The sequence below is a fragment of the Gemmatimonas sp. genome (genome assembly GCF_044344655.1).
Taxonomy (GTDB): Bacteria; Gemmatimonadota; Gemmatimonadetes; order Gemmatimonadales; family Gemmatimonadaceae; genus Gemmatimonas.
In genome coordinates, this window is the sequence record NZ_JBIJCN010000013.1 from 47,199 (window position 1) to 60,712 (window position 13,514).

The 13,514-nt window shown below is 67.2% G+C and carries 12 protein-coding genes; 7 read left to right on the top strand and 5 right to left on the bottom strand.

Annotation, left to right across the window (positions count from 1 at the left end):
- Positions 1-2: 2 nt before the first annotated feature.
- Positions 3-1,565 carry a response regulator gene (locus tag ACIQ51_RS05740; protein WP_396204059.1) on the bottom strand — a complete coding sequence of 521 codons (1,563 nt, stop codon included), beginning with the start codon at positions 1,563-1,565 and terminating at the stop codon, positions 3-5.
- 54 nt (positions 1,566-1,619) lie between these two features.
- Here ACIQ51_RS05740 and ACIQ51_RS05745 point away from each other — a divergent pair, with 54 nt between their 5' ends.
- From ACIQ51_RS05745 to ruvA, 4 genes are all read left to right on the top strand, one after another.
- Complete coding sequence (locus ACIQ51_RS05745) at positions 1,620-2,015, top strand: hypothetical protein (RefSeq protein ID WP_396204060.1); 396 nt, start codon at positions 1,620-1,622, stop codon at positions 2,013-2,015.
- A 71-nt stretch (positions 2,016-2,086) separates the two neighbouring features.
- Positions 2,087-2,830, top strand: coding sequence for a YebC/PmpR family DNA-binding transcriptional regulator (locus tag ACIQ51_RS05750; RefSeq protein WP_396204061.1), 744 nt, complete (start codon positions 2,087-2,089; stop codon positions 2,828-2,830).
- 10 nt (positions 2,831-2,840) lie between these two features.
- The gene (ruvC, locus tag ACIQ51_RS05755; protein ID WP_396204062.1) at positions 2,841-3,398 is read left to right on the top strand and encodes a crossover junction endodeoxyribonuclease RuvC; all 558 of its coding nucleotides are present in this window, start codon (positions 2,841-2,843) and stop codon (positions 3,396-3,398) included.
- Positions 3,395-3,985 carry a Holliday junction branch migration protein RuvA gene (gene ruvA, locus ACIQ51_RS05760; RefSeq protein ID WP_396204063.1) on the top strand — a complete coding sequence of 197 codons (591 nt, stop codon included), beginning with the start codon at positions 3,395-3,397 and terminating at the stop codon, positions 3,983-3,985. Before ruvC ends, ruvA begins: the two co-directional genes overlap by 4 nt.
- Before the next feature lie 111 nt (positions 3,986-4,096).
- On the opposite strand, the gene ACIQ51_RS05765 is transcribed toward ruvA, so the two are convergent.
- The 4 genes from ACIQ51_RS05765 to ACIQ51_RS05780 form a co-directional block, all read right to left on the bottom strand.
- Entirely contained in the window at positions 4,097-5,740 is a 1,644-nt protein-coding gene (locus tag ACIQ51_RS05765; RefSeq protein ID WP_396204064.1) for a M28 family peptidase, read from the bottom strand.
- A 64-nt stretch (positions 5,741-5,804) separates the two neighbouring features.
- Positions 5,805-7,343: an ABC transporter permease gene (locus tag ACIQ51_RS05770; RefSeq protein ID WP_396204065.1), complete on the bottom strand. Its 1,539-nt coding sequence runs from the start codon at positions 7,341-7,343 to the stop codon at positions 5,805-5,807.
- Positions 7,343-8,089, bottom strand: coding sequence for an ABC transporter ATP-binding protein (locus tag ACIQ51_RS05775; RefSeq protein ID WP_396204066.1), 747 nt, complete (start codon positions 8,087-8,089; stop codon positions 7,343-7,345). The genes ACIQ51_RS05770 and ACIQ51_RS05775 overlap by 1 nt, the downstream gene beginning before the upstream one ends.
- A 6-nt stretch (positions 8,090-8,095) precedes the next feature.
- Complete coding sequence (locus tag ACIQ51_RS05780; protein WP_396204067.1) at positions 8,096-8,623, bottom strand: DUF3299 domain-containing protein; 528 nt, start codon at positions 8,621-8,623, stop codon at positions 8,096-8,098.
- 122 nt (positions 8,624-8,745) lie between these two features.
- Here ACIQ51_RS05780 and ruvB point away from each other — a divergent pair, with 122 nt between their 5' ends.
- The 3 genes from ruvB (at position 8,746) to queA (ending at position 13,275) form a co-directional block, all read left to right on the top strand.
- A complete protein-coding gene (gene ruvB, locus ACIQ51_RS05785; RefSeq protein ID WP_396204068.1) occupies positions 8,746-9,774 on the top strand; it encodes a Holliday junction branch migration DNA helicase RuvB in 1,029 nt (342 codons plus the stop codon).
- 18 nt (positions 9,775-9,792) lie between these two features.
- Positions 9,793-12,090, top strand: a complete 2,298-nt coding sequence (locus ACIQ51_RS05790) for a GWxTD domain-containing protein (RefSeq protein ID WP_396204069.1) — start codon at positions 9,793-9,795, stop codon at positions 12,088-12,090.
- 90 nt (positions 12,091-12,180) lie between these two features.
- Complete coding sequence (queA, locus tag ACIQ51_RS05795; RefSeq protein ID WP_396204070.1) at positions 12,181-13,275, top strand: tRNA preQ1(34) S-adenosylmethionine ribosyltransferase-isomerase QueA; 1,095 nt, start codon at positions 12,181-12,183, stop codon at positions 13,273-13,275.
- Positions 13,276-13,514: the final 239 nt, after the last annotated feature.

Below are 13,514 nucleotides of genomic sequence, written 5' to 3' on the forward strand. Positions count from 1 at the left end.
GCTCAGCGCCGCGGGGTGAGCAGCGACACCGGAAGGATGCACTCCTCCGGCGTCACGCCCCCGTGCAGGAACGAGCCACGATAGCGCCCCTGATACTCCCGCAACTTGGTGGGATACACGAAAAACGTGTCACCCGCCGCCATCAGCGTGTTGCTGCCCGGCCCCCGGTGCGGCAACCGGAGGTCATCGGGATTGCTGAACAGCAACGCCTGCTCGCTCCGCTCGGCGCGGATGTCCTCGCCAAACTTGTACCGCAGGTTGGCCGTGGCATCGCGCTTGGCAAACACCGTGGCCGGTGTGTTGCAGTGCAGGGCGCCATGGTCGCTGGTCACCACCACGCTCACGTGGCGTCGCGACGCCTCCTTGAGCAACGACAGCAGCGACGACCGCTCGAACCACTGCCGCGTGAGCGCACGCAGCGCGATCTCGTCGCGCGCGACTTCATACAGGACCATCGACTCCGATCGGCCATGCGTGAGCATGTCCACGAAATTGAACACGAAGGCATGCACGCCGTCGCCGGCGATCGCCGCGGGGAGATGCCGTTCGAGATCATCGGCGTCGGCGGTCGTGGTGATCTTCTGGTAGCGCACCGGCGCCTGGACCTGCAGCTCCTCCAGCTGGGCCACCAACAGATCCTTCTCGTGCGCGTTGAGCGATTCGTCGTCGCGCTCGCCCCACCAATCGGGGAAGCGCGCCGCGATCTCTCCCGGAAAGAGTCCGCTGAACAACGCGTTGCGGGCGTACGGCGTGGCGGTGGGGAGGATCGAGTAGTAGTGCGTGGTCTCCACGTCGAACAGCGGCGCGAGCAGCGGCTCGAGCACCCGCCACTGATCGAGGCGCAGGCAATCGATCACCACGAAGATCACCTTGCGCTCCCGCCCCAGCACCGGCAACACGAACTCCTGGAAGACATCGACCGACAACGGCGGCCGGTCCCCATCGAGCTCACGTAACCAGCGCGGATACCCGGTGCGCATGAATTCGGCGAAGGCGCGGTGCATGTCGGGGTAGAGCCCGCGCAGGGATTCGTGCAGGCCCAGCTCCCCCGCTTCGGCGAGATCTACGTCCCACTGCATCAGCTCCGCGAACCGGTCGATCCAGCCGCGCCAGTCGAGCGCGGCGTACCGCTCGCTCTCGATGGCCCGAAAGCGCTCCACGAAGGCGCGCGCCATGGCCTGCGAGCGGATGAGGGGGCCATCGAGAATCTTCGTGATGACCGACAGCACCTGCCGCGGTGTGACCGGCTTCACCAGGTAGTCGCGGATGTTGGCGCCGATCGCCTCCTTCAGCGTGGCGTCCTCCTCGCTCTTGGTGACCATGACCACGGGCAGCGTGGGCCACAGCTCCCGGATGTCCTTGTAGGCGTCAAGCCCGCGGGTGCCCGGCATCTGCTCGTCGAGCAGCACCAGATCGTACGGATGCCGGCGCAACAACTCCAGCGCATCGTCGGCGTTCGTGGCGGTCTGCACCACATACCCCTTGTCCCCCAGCAGGAGCCGATGCGGCTCGAGGAGCTCGGCCTCGTCGTCTACCCACAGGATGGTCTTTGCCGGTTGCGCCATATCCCGGGAAGATACACGATTTCGAGAGGGCCCGTTCGGTGATAGTTTTCACCCGTGCTGAGCGATCCCCTCCCCTACGCTGTGGAATCCCTCCGGTTCCCATTCCCTGCCCTGGCGACCCTCGCCGGGCGTCTGCCTTTGGGCGGTGGCCGCGAAGTGGCGCTGGCCGCGCTGCTCGTGGCCCGTCTGTCGCAGGGCGTGGCGAGTGGCGAGGCGCTGCCTCCCGCCGACCGGGCCACCCGCGCCACGGCAGCCAAGGTGTGGCTCGCCTCGCTGGCGCTGCCGGCCGCCACGCGCGTGCCCTTTGCGCGGTGCGTGGAGGCCACCACCGGCACCACGTTGCAGGTGGCCGGCGCCCTGCGCGCCCTCGTGGCCGCCGCCGGCGCCCACCTCGACGGCCCGTCCGTTCAGGAGCTCGAGAAACTCGCCCGGCAGCTCGCAGGGACCTGATCCGCCGCACCCTGCAGCCCACCTCCCGGTCCAGTTATTTTTCCCGCCGGACCACGACCCTGAGGCAAGCGATGGCAGGCCATAGTAAATGGAAGACGATCAAGCGCGCCAAGGCGGCGACTGACAAGAAGCGCAGCTCGCTCTTCACGCGGCTCATTCGCGAAATCACCATGGCCGCCAAACTTGGCGGCGGTGATCCGGGCGGCAATCCGCGCCTTCGCACCGCCATCGACAACGCCAAGGCGGTGTCGATGCCCAAGGACAACATCGAACGCGCCATCAAGAAGGGCACCGGCGAGCTTGAAGGCGCCGACTACACCGAGGTGCTGTACGAGGCGTACGGACCCGGCGGCGTGGCGATCATGATTCAGGCGGTCACCGACAACCCCACGCGGACCGTTGCCGACGTGCGCCACAAGCTCTCGCGCAACAACGGCAACATGGGCACCAGCAACTCGGTGGCGTTCATGTTCGACCGGAAGGGGCAGATGACCGTGCCGGCGGACGGTGTCAACGAAGACACGCTCATCGAGGCCGCCCTCGAGGCGGGCGCCGACGACGTCGCGAATGAAGGCGACGTGTTCGTCATCACGACCGAACCCGCCTCGCTCCACGCCGTGAAGGAAGGGCTGGAGTCGAAGCAATACAAGATCGACGACGCGGAACTGGCGTGGGTTCCCAAGAGCAGCGTGAAAGTGGAAGGCGACAACGCCGTCAACCTCCTCAAGCTGCTCGAGGCGCTCGAAGAGCTCGACGACGTGCAAAAGGTCGATGCGAACTTCGAGATGGATGAAGACGCGATGGCCGGCGCGTGAGGCACCTACCGTGAGGCTGGTGCTCGGCATCGACCCGGGCACGGCCGTCACGGGCTTCGGGGTGGTGGCCTTCGATGGACGCGCCACCTCCCTCGTCGAGTGCGGCGTCATCCGCACCACGGCGCGCGATCCGCTGCCGCAGCGCCTGCACGACGTACACGAGGGGATCACCGAGTTGATCGCCCGCCACCGGCCCGATACGCTCAGCATCGAGGACGTGTTCTACGCCAAGAACGTGCGCACCACCGTCGTGCTCGGGCATGCGCGCGGCGTGATCCTCCTCGCGGCGCAGCAGGCGGCGCTCACGATCCACGAGTACCCGCCCTCGGAGATCAAGAAGGCCATCACCGGACGCGGTGGCGCCAGCAAGGAGCAGGTGCAGTTCATGGTGACGCGGCTGTTGCGGCTCAAGGCCGCCCCCGAGCCGGCCGATGCGGCCGACGGGGTGGCCGCTGCCCTCTGCGCCTGTCTCTCCGCGTCGCTCCCCACGCTCCCGCACTTCACACTGCCCACGCTCGCCGATGTCCGTGGCAGGAACGCCTTGCGCACCCCGAAGCCCCGCCCATGATCGCCCAGGTGTCCGGCACGATCGTTTCGAAAGCCCTCGACCGCGTGGAAATCATGACCGCGGGCGGACTGGCCTACGAATGCCTCATTCCCCTCTCCGTATTCGAGGCGCTTCCCGCCGAGGGGGAGAAGGTCACGCTACACACGCATCTCTCGGTACGCGAAGATGCGTGGCACCTCTACGGCTTCTCACACGGCTACGAACGCGCGGTCTTCCAGAAGCTGCTCAATGCCAAGGGCGTGGGCCCCGCGCTCGCCCTCGGCATTCTCTCGGCCCTCACCCCCGAGCGCGTCGTGAAGGCCCTGCGCGAGAAGGACGTGACCACCCTGATGCGTGTCCCCCGCGTGGGGCGAAAGAAGGCGGAGCAGATCATCCTCGATCTCGCCGACAAGGTCGACAGCGTGGGCAGCGGACCTGCCACCAGCGGCACGAGCAGCCCGGTGGCCGATGATGCGATCCGCGCACTCATCGCCCTTGGCTACAACCAGGCCGAGGCCGATCGCGCCGTACGTGCCGTGCTCGAGAGTGGCGGCGGAGACGTGAGCGTGGTGGTGAGGGCAGCGCTGGGGAAGCTGACGGGACGGTGAACGGCCGTCGGCACGGACCACTCACCCCTGTCATTGAAGACAGAAAACTCCCCGCAGTGCGCAGGGAGTTTTCTGTTTTCCGTACACGTTGTCAGTACGCAGTGCAGACGGTTACCGCCGGTACCCCGTCGACTCCCGCTGCGGCTTGCCGCAGCTCGGGATCGTAATTGGCTGGCCGTTCGGGCCGTTCGGCAGCGGGGTCATGAGCGTGCGTGAGCTGGGCTGCGGATCTTCGCTCGCGAGATACGCGAACATCGCCGTGAGCGTGGCGTTGTGCTTGAGATCATCGAGCACGACCTTGTCGTACGAATCACGATTGGTGTGCCACGTGCTATTGCTGTAGTCCCACGAGAGCGCCCCGAGGCTGGCGGCGGGCGCGCCGTAGCAGAGGAAGCTGGCGTGATCACTGCCACCGCCAATGCCACTGGGGCCGCCGAGGCGGATGTACTGCGTGAGCTGCGACGGCATCTGCGCCATGTACTGCGCGAGACGCGGTCCGTTTTCCGGCAGGATGCTCGGCCCGGTGCTCACGATACGGCCAGTCCCGTTGTCCTGATTGAAGGCGAACTGCAGTCCCTTCACGACCTCGGGATGATCCGCGGCGAAGGCGCCGGAGCCGTTGAGCCCCTGCTCTTCACCACTCCAGTGCCCCACGAGAATGGTGCGCGACGGATTGGGGAGCACGCTCTTGAGCAGTCGCAGCGCTTCGAGCATGGTGACGGTACCCGTGGCGTTATCGGTGGCGCCGCTGTGGCCTTCCCAGCTGTCGAAGTGCGCCGACAGAATCACGTACTCATCGGGCTTCTTCGACCCCTTGATCTCGGCGATCACGTTGAACACCGGCTGCTCGCCAAGGAACTCGCTCTCCGCCATCAGGCGCACCTGTGGGCCCTGCTTGTTCTGCGCCAGACGGAACAGCATGCCGTAGTCTTCGCAGCCGATGTCGAACGTGGGGAGTGCACTGTTGCGCGGCGATCCGAAGATCTTGTCGACCCCGGGATACTGCGACCAGTTCGATTCGAACACCGCCACGGCACCCGCCGCCTTGAGATCGGCGTAGAAGGTGGAGACACGCTGTGTGAGCCCCTGGTATGTGGCCGTGAGGTCGCGCTGGGCCGAATCAAGCGCTGCGGCCGTGGCCGGTGTGGCAAACTCCGCGACCTGCTGCGCCATGCGGCACGACAGCCTCGGCGCACTGGCCAGCACCACCTTCCCCTTCACACTGGGCAGCCAGGCCTTGAACTCGTCCGGCGTGCGGTACGGCTCGAGGGTGACCACGGCGCCGTCCACCCACTTGCCCGCCGTATTGCCACTCCACGAGAGCATCGTGACCTCGAGCGGCTTCACGCGGGGCGCGGTGAGCTGCGCGAATGCCGCGCCACGCTTCCACGAGTTCCACGTGCCATACTGTTCCTTGCGTGCCCTCACGCCCAGCTGCTTGTATGTAGCCAGCAACCAGTCCTGCCCACGGTTCATGTTGGGCGAGCCGGTGAGTCGCGGCCCGATCGAGTCGAGCAGCGCCTGCGCGAAGCGCGGCGCCTGTGATCGCTGCATCCCCTCCTCGAACAGCGTGACGATGTTCGGATCGGTGGGCGCCGACGTGCGTACGTACTCGGGTGCGAGCGACACTGGGAGCCCCTGCGGATTGGGGGCCGACGGCGGACGCTGGGGACCACCCGGGCGCTGGGCGTTGGCCGTGGAGGCAGACGCCGAGGCCGCGAGCAGGGAGAGGGTAAGAAGGGAGAGGCGGGCCATGGGGGAGTGTCGGGTGTCGGGTGACGGGTTTCGAGTGAGGGACTGCTGGCGTCGGCGCTCCATCTCACGCCCGCGGCGACAACCCATCCACGAGGCTGGTCCGGTACGCCTTCCACGCGGGCACGAAGCCGATCAGCATGCCGGCGGCCATCACCATCGCGAGGTACGCATATTCGGTCTCGCCGAGAGCGCGAAAGGCGAGGTGAATGCCGAAACGCTGTTCAATCGGCGACTGCGCGATCGCCAGCCCGCCGTACACGATCACGACGCCGATCACGCAGCCAAGGAACGCGAGCAACGTGCTTTCCAGCACGAGCAGCGAGAGAATCGTGCGCGGGCCGGCGCCGATCGCACGCAGAATCGCCATTTCGCGGCGGCGTGCCTCGAGCGACGAATAGAGCGCCACGAGCATACCAGTGATGCTGATCGCCACGGCGAAGATGGCAATCACACGCAGCCCCACTTCGGCGCTGCCGATATTCTGCCACAGCTCACCGAGTGCCACGCCGGGAATGATCGCGGTGAGCGGCTCTACGAGGTCGGTGTTCATCTCGCGCTGCAGCATCAGCGCTTCGAAGCGATTCTTGGTCCCCACGAAGAACGCCGTGATCTGGTCGTCGCCGTGGTCGTGCTCCACCTCGGCGTCGTCGGGAACGGGCGGCGCCTCGGGTGGCGCCTCGGGCGGCGCAATCGGCGGCGGTGACGGCGCCACGGCGGGCGGCGGGGAGGCCCCCGGCATGACCAGTGGTGTGCCCGGCGGCGGCGCAGCTCCCGGCATCACCGTGGGTGTCCCCGGCGGCGGTTCTGCCCCCGGCATCGCCATTGGCACACCTGCCGGCGGCGCCGTGGGAATCGCCGCCGCGCGCCGCCTGTTGGCCGCAATGATCGCGTCGTTCCTGCCACGTGCTGCCTGCTTCCCGGTCCCTGCGCCCTGAACGCCGCCCGCCGGGGCGACGCCCAGCTCTCCCTCCTCGTGCATCGCCTCGATCCCCTCCAGCGTCACGTACACCGATCGATCGATCGGGGTGAACGTGCGCGCGAGGATCCCGACCACACGGAACGGATGCGCGTCGTGGTTGCTGGTGCCGATGTCACGCAAGCCGTGCGTGACCACCACCGGCGTCCCCACCGCGTACATGAGACGCTCGGCCACTTCGCTCCCCACCACGACCTCGCTGTCGGCCTGCGCGGCACGGCCGGCCGCGAAGGTGATGCGACCGTCCTTGCGGAACCGGTAGCGCTCGTAGAACTCGGTGCTGGTACCCACCACACGGAAGCCGCGATGGCTGTCGCCAAGTGAATACGGCACAACCCACTTCACCGCCGGGTGCTGCTGCCAGCGCTGCATGGTGCGCCGCTGCACCGACCCGGAGGGACTGCCGATGCCGAACACGCTGCTGAGGAGCACTTGCAGCGTCCCGCCGCGCGCGCCCACGATCAGGTCCACACCGCGAATGGTGCCGGCAAAGCTGTCGCGCACACCGGCACGCACCGTTTCAATGCCCACCAACAGCGTGACCGACAGTGCGATGCTCGCGACCGTAAGCGCCGTGGTGAGCTTGCGGCTTCGGAGTGAGGCGAGGGCGAGACGCAGGATGAGCATCAGTCGCGCCCCCCGCGCGCCGCGTGCGACGCCGTGGGGCGACGCCACCGCTCCGCCGCCGTATTGATCTCCGCCAGCTCCACGATACGCGAAAAAAGCGGCATGAGCGTGTGGTCGTGGCTCACGAACACCAGCGTGGCGCGGGCCTTCTCGCACGAGCGGAACAGCAGTTCGAGAAACTGTTCGCGCCGGTCGGTATCGAGTGCACTCGTGGGCTCATCGGCAATCACCACGTCGGGGCTGCCGATCAGGGCGCGCGCGGCCGCCACACGTTGCTGCTGCCCCACGCTCAACTCGCCGATCGGCGTGGCGAGATAGCGCTCGATGTCGAGCTGCGACGCCACGTCACGCACAGCGTCGTCGAACGAACGGCCCTGCAGCCGCTCGCGGCGCGCCGCCTCGAGGCGGATGGGGAGCAGGATGTTCTCCTGCACCGAGAGATACGGGATGAGATTGAACATCTGGAACACGTAGCCCAGGTGGCGGGCGCGGAAGGCATCACGCGCGCCGCTCGACATACGGGCGAAATCCTCGCCCAGCACCTTCACCTGCCCCGACGTGGCCGGCAGCACCCCGGCAAGAAGGCCGAGCAGCGTGGTCTTGCCACTGCCGCTCGGCCCGTGCAGGAACACCGTTTCCCCTCGGCCGATCGCGAGTGCCTCGATCGCCAGCACGTCATGCCCGGTGCGGTAGGCGAAACGAACCTTGGACAGCTCGACGGCCAGCGCCGTCGACGATGTGACCATGCGCCCTTACTTGGAGGAGTACGGTTCGACCTTCAGCCCTTCGAGTGTGTAGCCCACGGTCCCGTACGGGCTCTCCACACTCGCGATCTTGAGCTTGCCCGACATCCACACCGCGTCGAACAGGTTCAGCTTGACCGCCTTCTTCCCGGTCATCTCGACCATCACGATCTGGTTCGGCGGCGGCGGCGGCGTGTGCACGCAGGCACCGTAGTACGGCACCAGCAGGAACTCCGCCCCTTCCTCCTGGAAGTCGTCGAGCGGCACCACGAACCCCGGAATGCGCACCGTCTTCCCCTCGAGCTTCTTGAGGGTATCGGTGGCTTTCCCGTTGGTGTAATCGAGCCCGGCGAGCACGCGCCAATCGATGTTCGACGGCGCCTGCGACACCCCCGCCTCCGCCGTGGCCGACGTGGCCGGCGTCGTGACCCTGACCACCCGCGGCAGCGGCTTGCCCGGCGACGTGAACGCCGACCCCACCACCACGAGGGTGGCCAGACCGGCAATGGACCACAGCGAATTGGAACGACGCGTCATGAAAGCTCTCGGTTGGGACGGGATACCTAAAGATACGCCCGGGGTGCCCAAATGTTGCTAGGTGGGCGCTCACAGAAAACGGGTGTCATCGGAGCATTCGGTTCTTCGGGATATATTGGGTCATGTCCCGCGCCGAAATCACCACGCCCGAAGCCCTGGCCGAGGAGGGCCTCGTTGAGCTCTCGCTGCGCCCCCAGCGGCTCGCCGAGTTCATCGGACAGAAGAAGGTCAAGGAAAGCCTCGCCATCGCCATCGACGCGGCGCGGGCGCGGCGTGAGCCGCTCGACCACATTCTCTTCTTCGGCCCCCCGGGGCTGGGCAAGACGACGCTCGCCGACCTCATCGCGCGGGAACTGGGAGTGAACCTCACCACCACCTCCGGCCCCGCTCTCGAAAAGCCCGGCGATCTGGTGGGCCCGCTCACCAACCTGCGCGAAGGCGACGTGCTGTTCATCGACGAAATCCATCGCCTGCGCCCGGTGATCGAGGAGTTCCTCTATCCCGCGATGGAGGACTACAAGATCGACATCCGCCTCTCGGAAGGGCCGAAGGCGCAAACGGTCACCATGAACATCGAGAAGTTCACACTGGTGGGCGCGACCACGCGGCTCGGCATGCTGACCGCCCCCATGCGGGCGCGCTTTGGGCTCGTGCACCAGCTGGCGTTCTACCCGGTCGAGGAACTCGAAGTCATTGTGCGCCGCACCGGTGACGTGCTGCGCGTGGAGATGGACGCCGCAGGGGCACACGAGATCGCGAAGCGGTCGCGGGGCACGCCGCGCGTGGCGAACCGCCTGCTGAGACGTGTCCGCGACTACGCCCAGGTGCGCGCCAACGGTCGGATCACGCTCGACGTCGCGCAGGCGGCACTGGCCCTCCTCGACGTGGACCACTTCGGGCTCGATGACATGGATACGCGGCTGCTCAAGGCAATCATCGAAAAGTTCGACGGTGGACCGGTGGGCCTCGGCACCATCGCTGCGGCCATCGGCGAGGATCCCGGGACCATCGAAGAGGTATATGAACCGTTCCTCGTTCAGCACGGCTTTCTCCAGCGCACTCCGCGAGGGCGCGTGGCCACGGCGCACGCCTATCGGCACCTTGGCTTCGTTCCGCCGATCGGTGCCGCCGAGCAACCAGGACTGTTCTAGCCGCATCCCCTTCTTTCAATGCCGGCGAATGACCGGCGCTTTTCGAGCGTCACCGTGAGCATTGCCCGCCGTTTTCCCCGATTGGCCGTGGTCGTTGGCAGCATCATCGTCGGCCTGCCCGGCGCCGTGCAGGCGCAGATGGTCAGCCAGGTCACTCCCATTGGCGCGGCGTCGGGGTCCGTGGCTGCCCGCGCCGACTCGATCGCGGGTCAGGGTGACACCACGCAGGCGCTCGCGCTGCTCGAGGACGCGGTCCGCCGCAATCCGCGCGACGCCGTGTCGTGGTACTACCTCGGTTCCCTGCTCTGGAACCAGACCGGCGTGGGGATGCGTCCCGGGCGCTACAAGGACCAGAAGCTGGTGCGCCGCGTGGCGGCCGCCGATTCGTCCCTCCGGCTCGCCGCACAGTATGCGCCCGACAGCGCGCGCTACCTGCTCACCCTCGCCGCGTTCAACCTGCGCAGCGGGTATGCCTCCGTCATGGCGTCGGCCCGCGGGCAGTTCGACGATGCCCTGAAGGCGGCGACCACCACCCGTGACACCCGGCTCCTCGCACAGGCAGCCGACGCCATCGGCGATGCCGCCTGGCGCGACTACGAAGGCACCGCCAATCGGGCGCTGACCACGGACAACCAGCGCATCCAGCTCACGAACAACAACGCGTTCCAGCGCAAGGATGCGCTGGCGTACGTCCAGAGCTTCGCGCGGCGCATCGAGCCGCCGACCGGTGGCGCCGCCTACAACAAGGCGCTCGAGTATTTCCGCATGGCGATCGAGGCCGACTCATCGAACCTGCGGTACAGCCGCCATCTGTTCATGGCGCTCGCGGAGCGGAAGGACTGGACCGGATTGCGCGACGTGGCCAAGCGCCGCGCCGTGCAGTTTCCCCTCGACTACCAGTCACGACTCGCGCTCGGCCTCGCCTATCATCGCCTCGAGAAGTACCCCGAGGCGCGCGCGGCCTTCGACAGCGCGACGTCGATGATGGACGAAGGCGAAGCGGCCTACTACTCCCGCTTCACCCGCATCCTCCGCCCGCGCCCCTCGGCCGACAAGCAGAATGCCGGCGGCGATTCGCTGAGCTACGCCAAGCTGCCGGCGGAGCAGAAGCGCGGACTCGAGGCGATGTACTGGCTCATGAACGATCCGCTCGCCCTCACGTCGGAAAACGAGTACCGCCTCGAGTTCCTCGCGCGCGTGGTGTACGCCGAGTTCCGGTTCAGCAGTGACGACCTGGGGATCCGCGGCGCCGAAACCGATCGGGGCGACACGTACATCCGCTACGGCCCGCCAGACTACGAGGTCGCCACTGTTGGCAGTTCGTTCATTCAGGGGCTGGCGCAGGACAACGGCATCACGATCACCTGGGCGTACAATCAGGGGCTCACGTTCTTCTTCGACCTCTCGCGCGCCTTCGGGGCAGCGCGGCACGCCGTGGCCGATCGCGATTTCGTGGAAAAGGCGCGCGACGCCGTGCCGGTGTCGTTCGCGAATATGCCCACGTCACGCCTCATCGATTCCATTCCGGTGCGGGTGGCGCGCTTCCGGGGGACCGGCGACACCACCGATCTGGTGTTGGCCGCACGCGTGTCGCTCGATTCCCTCACCCGCGGTGCGACGCTGGCCGAGGTGCCGGTGGACTTCGACTTCCGCGTATTCGACCAATTTGTGCGCGTGCAGGGGGTGGAGTCGTCACAGGCGCGGTTCGCCGCCGATTCCACGAACGCCTACGCGCGGCGTACGTACACCCGGAAGCTCGGCCCGGGGATCAACGTCGTGCGTCTCGAAGCCTTCCAGGCAGACACCCGGCGGGCGGCGCGGGCGATGGTGCGTCTCGATCCGGTCGTCACGCGGGGCTTCGGCATGAGTGACGTGCTGCTGGGCTCCAAGCCGAGCGCACGCGGTAACGCGGCGCCCACGCGGTGGCGCGACGTGGAGATTACCCCCACCGAGGGCAGCATCACCCGTGGCGCGTCGCTCGGGTTGCTCTGGGAGGTGTACGACCTGTCCGCGAAGGACGGTACCGGCCGGTATCGCGTGGCCATCGCGGTGGAACGCACCGAGCGAGGCGGCCCGCTGGGGTTCGCCGTACGGGCCATGGACGGCCTCGGACGCGCGGTGGGGCGCACGCAGGCGTCGCGGGACAAGTTCACCATCACCTTCGATCGCAGCGCACCGGCCGCCCCCACGCTGGTGGAGTTCCTCTCGCTCGACATGAGCGATGCACCGGCCGGCCGTTACACGTTGCGCGTGGAAATTTCGGACCTGGGGTCCGGCAAGAAGGTTTTCCGGGACACGGAGTTCTCTCTCCGGTAACGGCGGAGTGACGATCGTACGCCACGGCGGGACGAAATCACGGAGAGCCGTTGCGCTCGCCGCCCGTTTCGATTGTCTTTCGCTCCTTCTATGACCGTCTCGTCTGATTCCGTGCAGGTGGCGAGCCCCGAGGGGAGTCCCAAGGGGTCCCGTACCTCCGACTACGACTACGAGCTTCCGGAAGCCCGCATCGCGCAGCATCCGGTCGAGCCGCGCGATGCGAGCCGTCTGCTCGTCGTCGATCGGCGATCGGGCACGCTGACGCATCGCACGTTTCGCGATGTGCTCTCGTTGATCCCCGACGGCGACGCGCTGGTGCTCAACACCACCAAGGTGTTCCGCGCCCGCTTGCTGGGGCACCGTGAGAGTGGCGGGCCGGCGGAGATCCTGCTGCTCCGTCCCGTCGAACACGGGGCGCCAGGGACGTACTACGAAGCGATGATCCACCCGGGCGGCAAGCTGCGTCCGGGACGTACGGTCACGATCGCCGATGGCTTCACGGTGGAGATTATGGACACCACGCCGCGCCGCACGCGCATCGTGAAGCTCCACACCACGGGCCATCCGCTTGAGGCGATCGAAACGCACGGGCATGTGCCGCTGCCGCCGTACATCGAGCGCGCGGACGAAGCGGGCGACGAGTCCCGCTACCAGACGGTCTACGCCGACCAGGCAGGAAGTGTGGCGGCACCGACGGCCGGGCTGCACTTCACCGACGAGCTGATCGCCGCGCTCGACGCGAAGGGGGTGGAGCGGGTGCCGGTGCTGCTGCACGTGGGCGCGGGCACGTTCCGACCGGTCAGCGACGACGATCCGTCGCTGCACGTGATGCACGAGGAGTGGTGCGAGGTCACGGAAGAGAGCGCGCACCGCCTCAACGCGGTACGGGCGCGCGGCAACAAGATCTGGGTCGTCGGCACAACGGGAGTACGCACACTCGAAACGGCGACGGGCGAGGACGGGATCGTGCGCGCGTTCCGCGGCGAAACGAACATCTTCCTGCGGCCGCTATACACCTTCCGCGGCGTGGATCACCTGATCACGAACTTCCACCTGCCGAAGTCGACGCTCGTCATGTTGGTGGCGGCATTTGCAGGCTACGACCTCACGATGTCGACCTACAGAACGGCGGTCGAGATGGATTACCGCTTCTACTCGTACGGCGACGCGATGGCGATCATCTGACGCCACCGCGACATGTGGACCGCCGCCCCCCGATCACGACCCGAACTGCGGTCGGGGTCGGGGTTTTGGTTTCTGCCCGGGTCGGAGTCGAGGCACGGCCACTACGGTTTAGGCACTGCCACTACGGTGTGGGCACTGCCACCACGGTCGTAGTCTTCCAACGGTCGGCGTCGCTGCTCGGGTCGGGGGCGCACGGCAGTCGTAGTCGGGGTGGGGGGCGCGGCGCGGGGCGGTGGGCG

Excerpts from the sequence above, each read along its gene's own strand:
- ACIQ51_RS05770 (WP_396204065.1), bottom strand. The coding sequence starts at position 7,343 with ATGCTCATCCTGCGTCTCGCCCTCGCCTCACTCCGAAGCCGCAAGCTC.
- ACIQ51_RS05765 (WP_396204064.1), bottom strand. The coding sequence starts at position 5,740 with ATGGCCCGCCTCTCCCTTCTTACCCTCTCCCTGCTCGCGGCCTCGGCG.
- queA (WP_396204070.1), top strand. The coding sequence starts at position 12,181 with ATGACCGTCTCGTCTGATTCCGTGCAGGTGGCGAGCCCCGAGGGGAGT.
- ruvB (WP_396204068.1), top strand. The coding sequence starts at position 8,746 with ATGTCCCGCGCCGAAATCACCACGCCCGAAGCCCTGGCCGAGGAGGGC.
- ruvA (WP_396204063.1), top strand. The coding sequence starts at position 3,395 with ATGATCGCCCAGGTGTCCGGCACGATCGTTTCGAAAGCCCTCGACCGC.
- ACIQ51_RS05775 (WP_396204066.1), bottom strand. The coding sequence starts at position 8,089 with ATGGTCACATCGTCGACGGCGCTGGCCGTCGAGCTGTCCAAGGTTCGT.
- ACIQ51_RS05790 (WP_396204069.1), top strand. The coding sequence starts at position 9,793 with ATGCCGGCGAATGACCGGCGCTTTTCGAGCGTCACCGTGAGCATTGCC.
- ACIQ51_RS05780 (WP_396204067.1), bottom strand. The coding sequence starts at position 8,623 with ATGACGCGTCGTTCCAATTCGCTGTGGTCCATTGCCGGTCTGGCCACC.
- ACIQ51_RS05750 (WP_396204061.1), top strand. The coding sequence starts at position 2,087 with ATGGCAGGCCATAGTAAATGGAAGACGATCAAGCGCGCCAAGGCGGCG.
- ACIQ51_RS05740 (WP_396204059.1), bottom strand. The coding sequence starts at position 1,565 with ATGGCGCAACCGGCAAAGACCATCCTGTGGGTAGACGACGAGGCCGAG.